The organism is Martinezella lusitana (genome assembly GCF_900094565.1).
Taxonomy (GTDB): Bacteria; Pseudomonadota; Alphaproteobacteria; order Rhizobiales; family Rhizobiaceae; genus Rhizobium; species Rhizobium lusitanum.
This window is the reverse complement of the sequence record NZ_FMAF01000013.1, coordinates 59404-74577: the sequence shown is the minus strand read 5'-3', so window position 1 is coordinate 74577 and position 15174 is coordinate 59404. Positions and strand designations below refer to the sequence as shown.

The window sequence follows — 15174 nt, the reverse complement described above, 5'->3', positions numbered from 1 at the left end:
ATGACGACGATATTCGGTATCCCCACCCAGGCCCTTCTCGGACAATTGCTGATCGGCCTCATCAACGGCTCCTTTTATGCGCTGCTGAGCCTGGGGCTCGCGATCATCTTCGGCATGCTGCGGGTGATCAATTTTGCTCACGGCGCGCTTTACATGCTCGGCGCCTTCACAGCCTATCTGCTGCTCGCCTATGCCGGGATCGGCTATTGGCCGGCCTTGATCGTGGCGCCGCTGATCGTCGGTCTGTTCGGTGCCCTCGTCGAGCGGCTATGCCTGCGCCAGCTTTACAACATCGATCCGCTCTACGGCCTGCTCTTCACTTTCGGCATGGCGCTGACCATCGAGGGCACGTTCCGCTATCTCTACGGCTCCTCAGGCCAGCCTTATGCGGTGCCGGCGGAACTGGCGGGTGCCAGGAACATCGGTTTCATGTTCCTGCCCGTCTATCGCGGCTGGGTGATCATCGCCTCTCTCATCGTCTGCATCGGCACTTGGCTGCTGATCGAGAAGACCAAGCTCGGCGCCTATCTGCGCGCGGCGACGGAAAATTCCGTGCTCGTCCAGGTCTTCGGCGTCAATGTGCCCGTGCTCCTGACGCTGACTTATGGTTTCGGTGTCGCACTTGCCGCCTTTGCCGGCGTGCTGGCGGCGCCGATCTATCAGGTCTCGCCGCTGATGGGATCGAACATGATCATCATCGTCTTTGCCGTGGTCGTCGTCGGCGGCATGGGGTCGATCATGGGCGCGATCGTGACAGGTTATATGCTCGGAATTGCAGAGGGCCTGACCAAGGTCTTCTATCCGGAAGCGTCGAATATCGTCATCTTCGTGATCATGGCGATCGTGCTGCTCATCAGGCCCGCGGGCCTCTTCGGTCGGGATGCGTGAGATGGTTGATCTGACCACATTGGGATCCAGGCGACACCAGAGGTTTTCGGCGCAGAAACTGCTGCTGGTTATCGGCGTCGTCGGGCTGATCTGGGCGCCGTTCTTCATCTACCCGATCTTCGTCATGAAGGTGCTTTGCTTCGCACTGTTCGCCTGCGCCTTCAACCTGCTGCTCGGCTATGCAGGCCTGCTCTCCTTCGGTCATGCCACCTTCTTCGGCGGTGCCGCCTATTTCACCGCCTATGCGGTGAAGGAGTGGGGCGTGCCGCCGGAGCTCGGCATCCTGATCGGCGTCGCCGGCGCGGCGCTGCTCGGCCTGGTCATGGGCTTCGTCGCGATCCGACGGCAGGGCATCTACTTCGCCATGATCACGCTGGCGCTGTCCTACATGTTCTATTTCTTCTGCCTGCAGGCTGCGTTTACCCATGGCGAGGACGGCATTCAGTCCGTGCCGCGCGGCTATCTCTTCGGCATCCTCGATCTCAACAATTCCTTCAACATGTATTATTTCGTCCTCGCCGTGTTCCTGATCGGCGTTCTGATCATCTGGCGCTTCATCAATTCGCCTTTCGGCATGATCCTGAAGTCGATCCGCGAGAATGAGCAGCGGGCGATCTCGCTCGGCTATTCCGTCGCGCATTACAAGCTCGGCGCCTTCGTCATGTCGGCGGCGCTGGCGGGGCTCGCCGGAGCGGTCAAGGCGCTGGTCTTCCAGTTCGCGACGCTCACCGACGTCGCATGGCAGATGTCGGGCGAAGTGATCCTGATGACCCTGCTCGGCGGCATCGGCACGCTGATCGGCCCGCTCTTCGGCGCGGGATTCGTAGCGACCCTGGAAAACTACCTCGCGACGTCGGAATTCCCCGTCACCATCATCACCGGCATCGTCTTCATGGTCTGTGTCCTGCTCTTCCGGCGTGGCGTCATCGGCGAATTCTATGCGTCGCGGCTGGGACGGAAGCTGGGATTTGAATATCGGCGTTGATTGGTTGCCTTTCCTTCTCCCCGTTCGCGGGGAGAAGGTGCCCGAAGGGCGAATGAGGGGCTATTTCGAGATTGATCCGCAAGCCGGGATTTGCCGAACCTTCATGCCCCTCACCCTAACCCTCTCCCCGCACGCGGGAGAACGAATGACTGAGTTTTGAACATGGATCGCTTCGACTACATCATCATCGGTGCCGGCAGTGCCGGCTGCCTGCTTGCCAACCGGCTCTCGGCCGATCCCAACAATCGGGTGCTGCTGCTGGAAGCGGGCGGCAATGACAACTATCACTGGATCCATATTCCCGTCGGCTATCTCTATTGCATTAACAATCCCCGCACCGACTGGTGCTTCACCACGACGCCCGAGGCGGGGCTGAACGGTCGCTCGCTGAACTATCCGCGCGGCAAGGTGCTTGGCGGCTGCTCCTCCATCAACGGCATGATCTACATGCGCGGCCAGGCGCGCGACTATGATCTCTGGCGGCAGCTCGGCTGCACCGGCTGGGGCTGGGAAGACGTGCTGCCCTATTTCACCAAGTCCGAGGATCATTACAGGGGCAAGGACGAGATGCACGGCGCCGGCGGCGAATGGCGGGTGGAGAAGGCGCGTGTGCGCTGGGCCGTGCTCGACGCCTTCCAGGCGGCAGCCCGCGAGGCAGGCATCCCCGAAACGGCCGATTTCAATCGTGGCAACAATGAGGGCTCCGGCTATTTCGACGTCAACCAGCGTTCCGGTATCCGCTGGAATACGGCGAAGGCCTTCCTGCGGCCGGCAATGAAGCGAGGCAATCTGACGGTCTACACCAAGGCCCAGGTGCGGCGCCTCGTCATCGAGGGTGATGCCGTGATCGGCGTCCAGTTCCAGCACGATGGCGTGGCGAAGCGCGTCTACGCAAGCAAGGAGACGGTGCTGTCGGCCGGCTCCATCGGCTCGCCGCAGATCCTCGAACTGTCAGGCATCGGGCAGGGCGATGTGTTGAGCAAGGCCGGCATCGAGGTCGTCCGCGAGGTCAAGTCCGTCGGCGAAAACCTGCAGGATCACTTGCAGCTTCGCATGGCTTACAAGGTGACCGGCGTTCCCACCTTGAACGAGAAGGCGACGAAGCTCATGGGCAAGGCGGCGATCGGCCTCGAATATCTCATCCGCCGCTCCGGGCCGATGGCGATGGCGCCGAGTCAGCTCGGCATCTTCACCCGCTCCGGGCCGGACAAGGAAACGCCGGATCTGCAATATCACGTGCAGCCGGTCTCGCTCGACAAGTTCGGCGATCCCGTCCATCCTTTTCCGGCGATCACCGCCAGCGTCTGCAACCTGAGGCCGGAAAGCCGCGGCTCGGTGCATGTCCGCAGCCCCGACTTTGCCATGCAGCCGGCAATCAGCCCGAATTATCTCTCCGCATCGCGCGACCGCGAGATCGCCGTGCGCTCCATCCGCCTGACGCGGCGGATCGTGGCGCAGCCTTCCTTCGCGAGATTCAGTCCGGAGGAGTTCAAGCCCGGCCCGTCCTATCAGACCGATGCTGATCTCGAGCGCGCCGCCGGCGACATCGGCACGACGATTTTCCATCCCGTCGGCACATGCCGCATGGGTAGCGATCCGCAAAGCGTCGTAGATCCCCGTCTGCGGCTGCGCGCCCTTGCAGGGCTGCGCATCGCGGATGCGTCGATCATGCCGTCGATCACATCGGGCAACACCAACTCGCCGACGATCATGATCGCCGAAAAGGCGGCTGAGATGATCCTTGCCGACAACCGCTGAACGCCTGCTGATGAGAGCAAGTCCAGGAAAAGTGCGCAGCGGTTTTCCGTCCGGAGTTGCGATAAGACAAAGAACCGGAACGGTCCGGCAGTTCCGTGAAATGCGAACGGTTCTGGCGGCAAGGACAGGAGATTTGCATGGATAGCACGGACGAAGTGATCATCGAGCGACGCGGATCGGCTGGCATCATCCGGCTCAACCGGCCGAAGGCGCTGAACAGCCTGACGCTTCCTATGGTGCGGACGATAACCTCGGCCCTTGAGGAGTTCGCCATCGATCACGCCATCGCCGCCGTCATCGTCAAGGGCGAGGGCGAGCGTGGCTTCTGCGCGGGCGGCGATATCCGCCTGCTGCACCAGAGCGGCAAGGAGGGTTCGGACGGCGCGGAAACCTTTTGGCGCGAGGAATTCCGGCTCAACCATGCCATTTCACGCTATCCCAAACCCTATGTCGTGCTTATGGACGGCATCACCATGGGCGGCGGCGTCGGCCTTTCGGCGCATGGCAGCCATCGCATCGTTACCGAACGCACGCGCCTTGCCATGCCTGAAACAGGCATCGGGTATTTCCCCGATGTCGGCGCCACCTGGCTCTTGCCGCGCGCGCCGGGCGAAGCCGGCACCTGGCTGGGCCTGACTGGCCTTCCCGTCGACGCCGCCGACGCACTGCACGCAGGATTCGCCGATCATTGTGTTGCCTCCTCGGCGCTTCCTGTATTGATAGATGCGATCGCGGCGCTGCCTGCCTCGGCTTCCGCCGCCGATGTGCATGCCCTGATCAAGACCATGGCAACGGATGCAGGCGAGAGCCGCCTTGCGGCAAATCGTGACGTGATCGATCGCGCCTTTGCAGGGGATACGGTCGAGGAGATTCTACAGGTGCTGGCCAAAGAATCGGGGGAATTCGCCGCCGAAAGCGCCGGCGTGATTGCCGGCCGCTCGCCGACCAGCCTGAAGCTGACGCTGCGGCTGCTGCGCGCCGGGCGTACGAGCGGAGATCTCGCCGAGTGCCTCAATCGTGAACTCGGCGCCTGCCTGGGCATATTGTATAATCATGATTTCTACGAAGGCGTCCGTGCCGCCGTCATCGACAAGGACCGCAACCCGAAATGGTCGCCGGCCAGTCTTGCCGAGGTGAGGTCTAGCGATATCGACCGCTTCTTCGTACCGGCGCAGCCGCCGCTTTTCGCAGCATAACGGATCATGGGAGGAAAATCATGACACGGATCGCATTCATCGGCCTCGGCAATATGGGAGGCCCGATGGCCGCCAATCTGGTCAAGGCCGGCCACGCCGTCATCGGTTACGATCTCTCGCATGACATGCTCAAGGCCGCCGAGGCAACGGGAGTCAAACCCGCGAACGTGCTGACCGAAGCCTTGGCGGAGGCTGAGGTGGTGGTGACTATGCTGCCGAAAGGTCAGCATGTCCTTACGGTCTGGACCGATATCCTTCGCTCCGTGCCGAAGGGTACCCTGCTGATCGACAGTTCCACCATCGATGTCGATAGTGCCCGCAAGGCTCACGTCATGGCGGGTGAGGTTGGCTGCCTCTCGCTTGACGCGCCGGTCTCGGGCGGCACGGGTGGCGCCTCGGCGGGAACGCTGACCTTCATGGCGGGTGGCTCCCCGGAAAGTTTTGCGGCCGCCAAGCCATTGCTGGAGGTGATGGGCCGCAAGATCGTCCATTGCGGCGATGCCGGCGCCGGACAGGCGGCGAAAATCTGCAACAATATGATCCTCGGCATTTCCATGATCGGCGTCTGCGAGGCCTTCGTGCTCGGCGAAAAGCTCGGCCTTTCGCATCAGGCCCTGTTCGATGTCGCCTCGACCTCCTCCGGCCAATGCTGGTCGATCAACACCTATTGCCCGGTGCCAGGCCCCGTGCCGACATCGCCGGCCAATAACGACTATAAGCCCGGGTTCTCGGCAGCCTTGATGCTGAAGGACCTGCGCCTGTCGCAGGAGGCGGCGCTGTCGAGCGGTGCATCGACGCCGCTAGGCGCGGAAGCGGCGCAGCTCTACGCGCTGTTTGAAAAGCTCGGCAATGGAGGGCGTGATTTTTCCGCGATCATCGAGATGTTTCGGGAAGCTGGTTGAGTATAATCGGTAACAGTCCAGTGAGTTGAAAGCCCGGATTGCCCCTCACCCCGGCCCTCTCCCCGCTCGCGGGGAGAGGGGGATTATGCCCCATGCTACTTCAACCGGACTGAGAGCAGGCTGTTTTACGCTATAGTTCCCTCTCCCAGCGAGCCGGGCGAGGGCGAGGGGCTCTTTGCCGAGCAACAGCCTCAAAGAATGAGCTTGAACTCACCGCCACATGCCGCGCATGCGCGCGCCGACATCGACGCGCACCTGCCGGGCTCGAATGGCGGCGGGGCTTTCCGCCCGCGCCTGAGGCCAGCCGCAGACTTCGAAGAATTGCAGCAATGTCGCCGGGATGAAGCGCGTGCGCGAGGCAAAGACATGCTTGTCGCCCTGCGCATGCTGGCCGTGAATGAAGAACCGTTGCGGCGTGACGAGATCGAGATTGTCCTTGGCCCGCGTCATCGCGACATAGAGCAGGCGCCGCTCCTCCTCGATCTCTGCGGATGATCCGACGGCGAGATCGGCGGGGATGCAGCCGTCGACGGCATTGAGGATGAACACCTTCGTCCACTCCTGCCCCTTGGCGGAATGGATGGTCGACAGGATCAGATAGTCTTCGTCGAGCAGCGGCACGCCGGCCTGGTCGCTGGTGGCATCCGGCGGATCGAGCGTCAGTTCGGTCAGAAAACGCTCGCGCGAACCATAGCCGGCGGCAATCTGCTCAAGCTGGACGAGATCCGCCTGGCGCGTCGCAGCATCCTCGTGCGCCCGCTCCAGATGCGGTTCGTACCATTGCCGCACCAACCCGATTTCCGCCGGCCAGCCGGCCTTGCCGCTCTTCACGTCTCGCATTGTGTCCACGAAGACGGTCCAGTCATCGCCCGTGCGCGGCGGCGTCGGAAGCTCGGCGAGGGCGGCGATCGGATTGGCATGTTCGCCGATTTGGTCGAGCACGCGCTGCGCCGTGGAGGGGCCGACGCCGGGCAGAAGCTGCATCAGCCTGAAACCCGCCACCCGGTCACGTGGGTTCTGGGCGAAACGCAGCGCGGCCAGCATGTCCTTCACATGGGCGCTGTCGAGAAACTTCAGCCCGCCGAATTTGACGAAGGGGATATTGCGGCGGGTAAGCTCCACTTCCAGCGGCCCGCTATGACTTGAGGTGCGGAACAGCACCGCCTGCTGTTTGAGCCTGGTGCCGCCCTCGCGATTTTCCAGCACTTCGTCGGCGACATAACGCGCCTGATCGCTTTCGTCGCGCACCGTCACCAGTCGCGGTCGCTCGACGCTCTGCCGTTCCGTGCGCAGATTCTTGGTGAAGCGCTCGGAAGCAAGATCGATGACAGCATTGGCGGCGGCGAGGATTGGCTGCGTCGAGCGGTAATTGCGGTCGAGCGTCACGATATCGGCAGCGGGCGTGAAGGCTTTCGGGAAGTCGAGGATGTTGCGCACCGTCGCCGCGCGGAAGGAATAGATCGATTGCGCATCGTCGCCGACAACGGTCAGGCCGCGGCCATCCGGTTTCAGCGCCAGCAGGATCGACGATTGCAGCCGGTTGGTATCCTGGTATTCGTCGACGAGCACATGGTCGAAACGACCGCCGATATCCTCGGCGATCAGCGGCTCTTGAAGCATATGCGCCCAGTAGAGCAGCAGATCGTCGTAATCGAGCACATTCTGCGCCTGTTTCGCCTCGACATAGGCGGCGAAGAGATCGCGCAATTGTTGTTCCCAGGTCGCGCACCATGGGAAGAAGTCGCGCAGCATCTCTGCGAGCGGTGCTTCCGAATTGACGGAGCGTGAATAGATGGCAAGGCATGTCGCCTTGGTCGGAAAGCGGCTTTCGAGCTTGGAAAAGCCGAGGTCGTGGCGCGCGAGGTTCATGAGGTCGGCGCTGTCTTCCCGGTCGTGGATCGTGAAGGCCGGATCGAGCCCGATCTGCTCGGCATAATCTCTCAGAAGACGTGCGCCGATGCCGTGAAACGTGCCGCTCCAGGCGAGCGCATCGGCTGTAATACCCGCATTGGCACCGATCACCTCGCGGCAGATTCGCTCGACACGGCGGCCCATTTCGGCGGCGGCACGGCGCGAGAAGGTCATCAGCAGGATCCGGCGCGGGTCGGCGCCCTTGACGATCAGATGCGCGACACGATGAGCAAGCGTATTGGTCTTGCCGGATCCGGCCCCGGCGATGACAAGCAGTGGCCCTGCGACATGGCCGTCGCCGGCCGTTGTGCCGTGCTCCACCGCCAGTCGCTGCTCCGGGTTCAGCTTTTCCAGATAGGCCGCGCTCATGAACTCTCCTGAATGCCTCGGATGAAGGGCGCGCCAGGCGCAAATCCGCGACGAATCGAATCGGCGAAATGATCCGGACGTTCTATGGATGTTCCGAATTGCCTAAACCTGTCAAGATTTGTGGGATTCGCTGGGGATGTGATCTTTTGCGCAAGAATCCTACCCGGATTTGGTCAGGCATGGCTCGAAAAGGACTATCCTCATGCTTATGTATCATTATGACGCTCATCTTGAGTTTTGGGTTTCAGCAGTGCGTTGAGTGAAGGTTTCAGAATATGAACGAAACGATCGCCACTGGGCTGCATCTGCCGGGCGGACTGGTGGCTTTGCCGGATGGGCGCATCGCGCTCGTTGAGATGGATCATACCCGCCGCGGTCTGAAGCTTTTCGACACTAGCGGTGCGCATCGGGAAGTTTGTCGGATCGGTGGTCGTCCGACCGGGATTGCGATCGACGGCGATGGCTGCTTCTGGATAACCGACGGCCCAGAGCATTCCCTCGTCAGGCTCTCGCCGCAGGGCCGGGTGCTGCAGGTGATCGAAGGTGGCGCGGACGGCTCGTTTCTCCATCCGAACGATCTCGCTTTCGGGCCTGACGGCTTGCTCTACATGACCGATTCGGGCATCCGCACCGCCGATCTGCTCGAAGGCGGCCATATTCATCCGGATTTCTTCAAGGCGGCCTACAATGGCTGCGTCTATCAGATCGATCCCGCCGAAGGCCGCGTCATCAGGGTCCTAGCCGCGGGCTTGCTCCTTGCCAATGGCATCGCCTTCAGCGCCGACGGGCTGCTCTATTACAGCGAGACCCTGACCGGAAAAATTCATCGGCAGATCGTCGGCGGGCGGCAGGAGATGTTCGCGCAGTCGATGACATCGCCCACCGTCAACGCGTTGCGCGGGCCGGCCGGCATCGCTTTCGATCGCAGCGGCGTGCTCTATTGCGCCATGTACGGATTGGGCGAAATTTCGCTTGTCGATACCGAGGGCAGGATGGCGGGCCATATCCGCACGAACGGCGCGCGGCCCGGCAAGATTGCCTTTACTGTCGACGGCAAGCATTTGCTCGTCAGCGAGCAGGACAATGGTGCTGTGGAAAAGATAACGGCGCCGCGACCCGGGCTGCCATTGCATATGCCGTCCATCTAGAGACTCGATCTCCCGCCATATCCGTAGTCATGAAGCGATGAAAGGAAAGTTGCAGGGGTCTGGTTGGGAGAACCACGTGCTTATCACACATCACACAAATTTCCTCGCGTGATCCGTCTCCGCAATCCTGCTTGGCGCAGTTCTTGTCGCTTCTCCTGCTCTCGCCAACAATGGCAATGGCGCTGGCAACGGCAATGGCAATGGCAGTGGCAGTGGCCATGCAAATAGCAAAAACGCCGACAATTCCGCTCAGGACGCATCGGCGAGCGATGCTTCGACGTCAAAAGCCAAATCGGCGAGTAGCCTTGGTGCTTTGAACGGCTTCATGCACGCCTCGCCCAAAGCTTTGGCACATGCCTCCGCCAAATCGGAAATCGGCAGGGTTGCTGTCGTCTATGGTGGCCTCCTGCAGAATTACCTGTCACCGCGGCAGGGTACCACGCCCCATCGGCCCGCCGGAGCCGGCGAGAGCGCTTCCATATCCACTGTCGATATGATTGCTGAAGCGGCTCTCGTGTCCGCGAAATCATGTCCGTGATCGACCGGACTTCTCCGGAAAAGACTTAGAGCGGCTAGGCGTTTCACTGAATCGCTTAACCGCTCTATGTTTTTGCTTTGCGCAATTCCGGACGGAAAGAACGCCCCGGTGTCCAGTGTGGACGCCGGTGGACATGCCCGGAGGCCGGGCATGTCCTGTTCCAATCGCGCTGCCGCTTATTCCGCGGCGGGGATCTGCTTATTATCCTTGCCGGACTTGCCGTCCGCCGGCTTCTCGTCGTTGGCAACTGTCTTGGCGTGACGGCGGCGCCAGTCGCCGAGGAAGAGCAGGATGGGTGCTGCGATGAAGATCGACGAGGCGCCAGCGACAAGTATGCCGAACACCATCGGGATCGCGAAGCTGGAGACGGCGCTGCCGCCCCAGATCGCCATCGGCACCAGCGCCAGGAAGGCGGTGGCGTTGGTATAGAGGCTTCGCGCCAGGGTCTCGTTGATCGACTTGTCGATGATCTCGCGCAGCGGCATCGACTTGTAGAGCCGCATGTTTTCACGCATGCGGTCATAGACCACGACCTTGTCGTTCACCGAATATCCCACAAGCGTCAGGATCGCGGCGATGGCCGTCAGGTTGAAATCGAGGCCGGTGATCGCGAAGAAGCCGATCGCCTTGGTGACGTCGAGCACCAGCGTGACGATTGCGCCGACTGCGAACGGCCATTCGAACCGCACCCAGATGTAGACGAGCATCGCCAGGCTGGCGATCACGACCGACAGGATGCCGGCCCAGGCAAGCTCGCCCGAGACCTTCGGACCGATGACATCGGTGCCTTCAATGGTCGCGGCTGGGTCGATCTTGGTGATTTCCGCCTTGAGCTTGGTCACCGCTGCTGTCTGTGCCTCTTCGCCGCCGTCCTGGCGCTGGGCGCGGACAAGGATGCTGTTGTTGTCGCCGAAAGACTGCAGTGAGATTTCGCCGAGGCCGAGTGTGTTCAGCCCCTGGCGGAACGTCGACAAGTCGGCCGCGTCCTTGGTCTTGACCGACATCTGGATGCCGCCGCGGAAATCGACGCCGTAGTTGAGGCCTGGATGGATGAATAGCACCACCGAGGCGATCGACAGGATCGCCGAGACGGTGACGCCAAAGAAGCGGGCCTTCATGAAGTGAATGTGCCTGTCATAGGGGCTGAAGGGGATCAGCGGCCTGATGTTGAGCACCTTCAGCTTGCGGCGACGGGTGATGGCGATCATCACGACGCGCACGAAGGCGACGGAGGTGAACATCGAGATAATGAGGCCGAGCCCCATGGTCACGGCAAAGCCGCGAACCGGGCCGGAGCCAAAGTAGAACAGGATGGCGGCCGCGATCAGGGCCGTCATATTGCCGTCGATAATCGTCGAATAAGCCTTCTTGAAGCCGTTATCGATGGCGGCGAAGGCGCCGCGGCCCTTGCGGGTTTCTTCGCGGATACGCTCGTTGATGAGAACGTTGGCATCAACCGCAAGGCCGATACCGAGGACGATGCCGGCGATGCCGGGCAGCGTCAGCGTGGCGCCGACCAGCGTCAGGGCCGAGAAGGTCAGGATCGTGTGAACGAGCAGTGCAAAATTCGCGAGAATGCCCCAGGCGCCATAAAGCACGAAGATGAAGGCGGCAACCAAGACGAAGCCTACCAGGCCGCTATAGATGCCCTTCTGGATCGCATCGGCGCCGAGGTCAGCGCCGACGGTGCGTTCTTCGATGACGGTCAATTTGGCCGGGAGCGCGCCGGCGCGCAGCAGGGCTGCGAGCGTGGTAGCGCTGTCGGCGGTGAAGTTGCCGGAGATCTGGCCCGAACCTCCGGTGATCGGCTCACGAATATTCGGTGCACTCAGCACCTTGTTGTCGAGGACGATGGCGAAAGGCTTGCCGACATTTTCGCGGGTGATTTCGGCAAAGCGGTTGGCACCGGCGCTGTCGAAACGGAAGGTGACGAGCGGCTCATGCGTGTTCGGATCGAAGCTCACGCGGGCGTCCGTCAGGCGGTCGCCGGACAGTTCGATACGGTCGAGGACCGGATAGCTGTTGCCCTGCTCATCCTTGAGGATCGTGACGCCGGGACCGGGATTGTTCGGATCGGCATTGTCGGCAAGCAGGTGGAAGGACATCTTCGCGGTCGAGCCGAGCAGCTCGCGCAGGCGCGACGGGTCCTGTGCGCCCGGAAGCTGCACGAGAACGCGGTTCGGGCCGACGCGCTGGATGGTCGGTTCGGCAACGCCCACTTGGTCGACGCGCTTGCGGATGACTTCAAGGCTCTGCTGGACGGCGGAATCGACATTGCTGGCGATACCGGCCTGCGAGAAGGACATAGTGATCGTGCCGCCGTTCGGGGCGATCGTCAGGTCTGACTGGCCGGCGGAGAGGCCCGAGGTGACCGTGTTGGCAAGCGTCTGCAACTGCGTCACCGCATCGCCGCTTTGCGTGGGATCGGTGAGTGTTACGACGACCTGGTTGCCGTTGCGGATGATCGAGCGGGTCTGGATGTTCTTGTCGCGCAGAACGCGGCGCGAATCCTGCTGCAGCGATTGCAGCCGGCCATTCGTCAGGTCCTTCTCGTCGACTTCGAGGACGAGATAGGAGCCGCCGCGAAGGTCGAGGCCGAGCGGTACCTGGCTATGCGGCAGCCAGTTTGGGATTTTGCTGAGAGCCGACTGCGGAAGTACGTTCGGCAAGGCAACGAGAATGCCAAGCACGATGATCACCGAGTAGAGTGCCACCAGCCATGGTGAAGTGCGCATGGGTATTATCCTTGGAAATACGCTGATGCCAGCGGTGGTGCCGCTGGCGGACGTAGGTCATGTCGGGGAATGCGCCAAAGGGCGCGTTAACCGGTCAGATGAGGCCGACCGGCGGGGCGCGCGCGAGATAGGCGCGAAATGCCAGGATTTCAGGCTGCGTGACGTCATTGCGATCGCGCGGCTGCCAGAGATCGATGAGAAGTCGGAACGATGGAGCGGTCGCGAGCGTCGCGGGCCCAATATCATGCCAGGTGGCTTTCGGCAGAGCCGTGCGATCGGCGACCACCATGCCGCGAACCGGGTCCCGCAGCGAAAGGTAAAGGGGTTGATTGTCCTTACCGGAAGAAAGCGCATCTGCATCCGAGCGAGCGGCAAGGTTGATGCCGCCGCCAAGCGCCAGCCCGAGATAAGCGAAGAAGGCGAGGAACAGCGAGGCGATCACGCGCGCTCCGGCGCGGTGCGTCCTGTTGTCCTTATCTTCGCTGTCGGCGGCGCCGAATTCGAGCGGGTTCAACGGTAAAAGATGCCTTCATTCCTTTGCCGGCGCGGGCTCCGGCGGTTCGGTCATGATATCAGGACGCTCCGCGTCTTCATAGTGCGGCCTGTCATGATGCACTTGCGCGAGCCGGTCAACCATGCCAAGCGCGATTTCTCGCTCTCCCATGATGACGGTATCGGCGCCGTATTGCTTCAGCACGTCGATCTCGATATCGGAATGCGCCCGTGCGACGATCAGCAGCGGAGGGTTGATCGCCCGAGCCTGCTCGGCGATGCTGCAGGCTTCGAATGCGTTGGGAATGGCGATGACCAGGCTGCGGGCTGCGGCGATATTGGCATATCCCAGCACCAGCGCCGAGGCGGCATTGCCGTAGATCGCTTCGATCCCTGCCTGCTTGAGCTCGCCGATCCGCTTTTCGGAATCCTCGATGACGACGAAGGGCGTAGCAGACGATTTCAGATTCTCGCCGACGATGCTGCCGACCCGGCCATAGCCTATCAGCACGGCGTGACCGGTCATGGTGACCCTGCGCAACTCTTCATCGACTTCGGCGGCAGCTGGCTGTTCGGCAGGAATGGGCGATGGCTCGACGGTCGCCGCCTTATCGGCCTGCACAGCCGCCTGCTCTCCGCTTTCGGGTGTCTCGCCGCCCTGCCGCCTGGCGTCCAGCATCTTGCGCAGCCAGTCGCAGGCGATGAAGGCAAGAGGGTTCAGGATGATCGAGATGATCGCGCCGCCGAGAATGAGGTCGCGCCCTTCGCTCGGCAGCAGACCGAGTTCGACGCCGAGGGCAGCGAGGATAAAGGAGAATTCGCCGATCTGCGCCAGACTGGCGGAGATGATCAATGCCGTACTCATCGGCTTGCGGAAGGCGAGCACGATAACGAACGAGGCGACCGATTTGCCGATGACGATGATGAATACGGTCGCAAGCAACGGCAGCGGATTATCGATCAGGATATTGGGGTCGAACAGCATGCCGACGGAAACGAAGAAGAGCACGGCGAAGGCATCGCGCAGCGGCAGGCTTTCCTGTGCTGCCCTGTGGCTGAGCTCGCTTTCCGAAAGGATCATGCCGGCGAAGAAGGCGCCGAGCGCGAGCGAGACGCCGAAGAGCTTTGCCGCGCCAAAGGCGACACCGAGCGCGATGGCGAGGACGCCGAGGCGGAAAAGTTCGCGCGAACCGGTGTGAGCGATGCGGTGGAGGATCCAGGGAATGACCCGGCGCCCGACAACCAGCATGAGGCCGACGAAAGCCGCGACCTTGAGCAGCGTCACCCCGATGATGCCGGTGATGCCGAGATCGAGGCCGAGCAGCCGGCTCAAGCCGGCTGACAGCGGTTCGACGCTGCCGTGGCCGTTACCGGAAATGCTGGCCGCGGCCGGAATGAGCACGAGAGCCAGAACCATCGCGAGGTCTTCGACGATCAGCCAGCCGACTGCGATCTTGCCCCGCTCGGTCTCGACCAGCCGCCGCTCCTGCAGGGCTTTCAGAAGCACAACCGTCGAAGCGACCGAAAGCGCAAGGCCGAACACCAGGCTGCCGCCGAGTGGCCATCCCATCAGTGTGCCGAGGCCCCAGCCGAGCAGGGTGGCAAAGCCTATCTGGACGATTGCGCCGGGAACGGCGATGCCGCGCACCGACAGGAGATCCTTCAGCGAGAAATGCAGGCCGACGCCGAACATCAGAAGGATGACGCCGATTTCCGCCAGTTCCGGCGCGAGGTTCTGGTCGGCAACGAAGCCCGGCGTATGCGGGCCGGCCAGCACGCCGGCGATGAGATATCCCACCAGCGGCGGCAGTTTGAACCGGTTGGCGATGGCGCCGAGGATGAATGCCAGGACAAGGCCTATGACGATGGTCGAAATCAAGGGCGTGTCATGTGGCATTGCCGTCTCCTCGATGCTGGAAATCCTGTGCGATTATGCTATAATTTGGTTTATGTTGACCAATATGGTTGGTTTTTGATCGTGAATCAAGGCATGAAACCAATGATTCTGACCCCGGCGCTGTGTCGCGCGGCACGTGGCCTGCTCGATTGGACTCAATCGGACATAGCGGAGAAGGCTGGCGTATCGCGAAGCACGATACGCGACTATGAAGGCGGCCATCACGAAATCCACCGGGCGACCGAGGCACAACTGCGCCTCGCCTTCGAGGAAGGCGGCGTCGTTTTCACGGAGATGCCGGGTCTCGGCTGGGGGCTTTGCCCGCGCGTGCCTGTCATTCGCGATTAGAGCAATT

The 15174-nt window shown here is 62.0% G+C and carries 11 protein-coding genes; 7 read left to right on the top strand and 4 right to left on the bottom strand.

Annotated elements, in window-relative coordinates; all coding sequences use genetic code 11:
- The 5 genes from GA0061101_RS23230 to mmsB all read left to right on the top strand — a co-directional run bounded on the left by GA0061101_RS23230 (position 1) and on the right by mmsB (position 5729).
- A complete protein-coding gene (locus tag GA0061101_RS23230; RefSeq protein ID WP_092575077.1) occupies positions 1 to 888 on the top strand; it encodes a branched-chain amino acid ABC transporter permease in 888 nt (295 codons plus the stop codon).
- 1 nt (position 889) lies between these two features.
- Positions 890 to 1873, top strand: a complete 984-nt coding sequence (locus tag GA0061101_RS23225) for a branched-chain amino acid ABC transporter permease (RefSeq protein WP_037203203.1) — start codon at positions 890 to 892, stop codon at positions 1871 to 1873.
- Positions 1874 to 2035: 162 nt separating this feature from the next.
- The gene (locus GA0061101_RS23220; protein WP_092575075.1) at positions 2036 to 3631 is read left to right on the top strand and encodes a GMC family oxidoreductase; all 1596 of its coding nucleotides are present in this window, start codon (positions 2036 to 2038) and stop codon (positions 3629 to 3631) included.
- A 137-nt stretch (positions 3632 to 3768) separates the two neighbouring features.
- The gene (locus GA0061101_RS23215; RefSeq protein WP_092575072.1) at positions 3769 to 4827 is read left to right on the top strand and encodes an enoyl-CoA hydratase/isomerase family protein; all 1059 of its coding nucleotides are present in this window, start codon (positions 3769 to 3771) and stop codon (positions 4825 to 4827) included.
- Between the two features lie 20 nt (positions 4828 to 4847).
- Positions 4848 to 5729, top strand: coding sequence for a 3-hydroxyisobutyrate dehydrogenase (gene mmsB / locus GA0061101_RS23210; protein ID WP_092575069.1), 882 nt, complete (start codon positions 4848 to 4850; stop codon positions 5727 to 5729).
- Between the two features lie 210 nt (positions 5730 to 5939).
- Here mmsB and GA0061101_RS23205 read toward each other — a convergent pair whose 3' ends face one another.
- Positions 5940 to 8009 (bottom strand): ATP-dependent helicase, encoded by a 2070-nt coding sequence (locus tag GA0061101_RS23205; RefSeq protein ID WP_037203207.1) that lies wholly within the window; start codon positions 8007 to 8009, stop codon positions 5940 to 5942.
- A gap of 275 nt (positions 8010 to 8284) precedes the next feature.
- Here GA0061101_RS23205 and GA0061101_RS23200 point away from each other — a divergent pair, with 275 nt between their 5' ends.
- A complete protein-coding gene (locus GA0061101_RS23200) occupies positions 8285 to 9157 on the top strand; it encodes an SMP-30/gluconolactonase/LRE family protein (protein WP_037203208.1) in 873 nt (290 codons plus the stop codon).
- Positions 9158 to 9871: 714 nt separating this feature from the next.
- On the opposite strand, the gene secD is transcribed toward GA0061101_RS23200, so the two are convergent.
- The 3 genes from secD to GA0061101_RS23175 all read right to left on the bottom strand — a co-directional run bounded on the left by secD (position 9872) and on the right by GA0061101_RS23175 (position 14819).
- A complete protein-coding gene (secD, locus tag GA0061101_RS23185; RefSeq protein ID WP_037203210.1) occupies positions 9872 to 12430 on the bottom strand; it encodes a protein translocase subunit SecD in 2559 nt (852 codons plus the stop codon).
- Positions 12431 to 12524: 94 nt separating this feature from the next.
- On the bottom strand, positions 12525 to 12944 hold the full coding sequence (locus tag GA0061101_RS23180; RefSeq protein WP_037203211.1) for a hypothetical protein: 420 nt from the start codon (positions 12942 to 12944) through the stop codon (positions 12525 to 12527).
- 15 nt (positions 12945 to 12959) lie between these two features.
- Positions 12960 to 14819 (bottom strand): cation:proton antiporter domain-containing protein, encoded by a 1860-nt coding sequence (locus tag GA0061101_RS23175; RefSeq protein ID WP_037203213.1) that lies wholly within the window; start codon positions 14817 to 14819, stop codon positions 12960 to 12962.
- Between the two features lie 102 nt (positions 14820 to 14921).
- Between GA0061101_RS23175 and GA0061101_RS23170 the strand changes: the two genes are divergently transcribed.
- Entirely contained in the window at positions 14922 to 15167 is a 246-nt protein-coding gene (locus GA0061101_RS23170) for a helix-turn-helix domain-containing protein (protein ID WP_376774215.1), read from the top strand.
- Positions 15168 to 15174 lie beyond the last annotated feature (7 nt).

What these genes read in the sequence shown, in the direction of transcription:
- GA0061101_RS23200 (WP_037203208.1), top strand. Translation starts at nt 8,285, where the DNA reads ATGAACGAAACGATCGCCACTGGGCTGCATCTGCCGGGCGGACTGGTG.
- GA0061101_RS23230 (WP_092575077.1), top strand. Translation starts at nt 1, where the DNA reads ATGACGACGATATTCGGTATCCCCACCCAGGCCCTTCTCGGACAATTG.
- GA0061101_RS23215 (WP_092575072.1), top strand. Translation starts at nt 3,769, where the DNA reads ATGGATAGCACGGACGAAGTGATCATCGAGCGACGCGGATCGGCTGGC.
- GA0061101_RS23175 (WP_037203213.1), bottom strand. Translation starts at nt 14,819, where the DNA reads ATGCCACATGACACGCCCTTGATTTCGACCATCGTCATAGGCCTTGTC.
- GA0061101_RS23225 (WP_037203203.1), top strand. Translation starts at nt 890, where the DNA reads ATGGTTGATCTGACCACATTGGGATCCAGGCGACACCAGAGGTTTTCG.
- mmsB (WP_092575069.1), top strand. Translation starts at nt 4,848, where the DNA reads ATGACACGGATCGCATTCATCGGCCTCGGCAATATGGGAGGCCCGATG.
- GA0061101_RS23205 (WP_037203207.1), bottom strand. Translation starts at nt 8,009, where the DNA reads ATGAGCGCGGCCTATCTGGAAAAGCTGAACCCGGAGCAGCGACTGGCG.
- GA0061101_RS23170 (WP_376774215.1), top strand. Translation starts at nt 14,922, where the DNA reads ATGATTCTGACCCCGGCGCTGTGTCGCGCGGCACGTGGCCTGCTCGAT.
- secD (WP_037203210.1), bottom strand. Translation starts at nt 12,430, where the DNA reads ATGCGCACTTCACCATGGCTGGTGGCACTCTACTCGGTGATCATCGTG.
- GA0061101_RS23220 (WP_092575075.1), top strand. Translation starts at nt 2,036, where the DNA reads ATGGATCGCTTCGACTACATCATCATCGGTGCCGGCAGTGCCGGCTGC.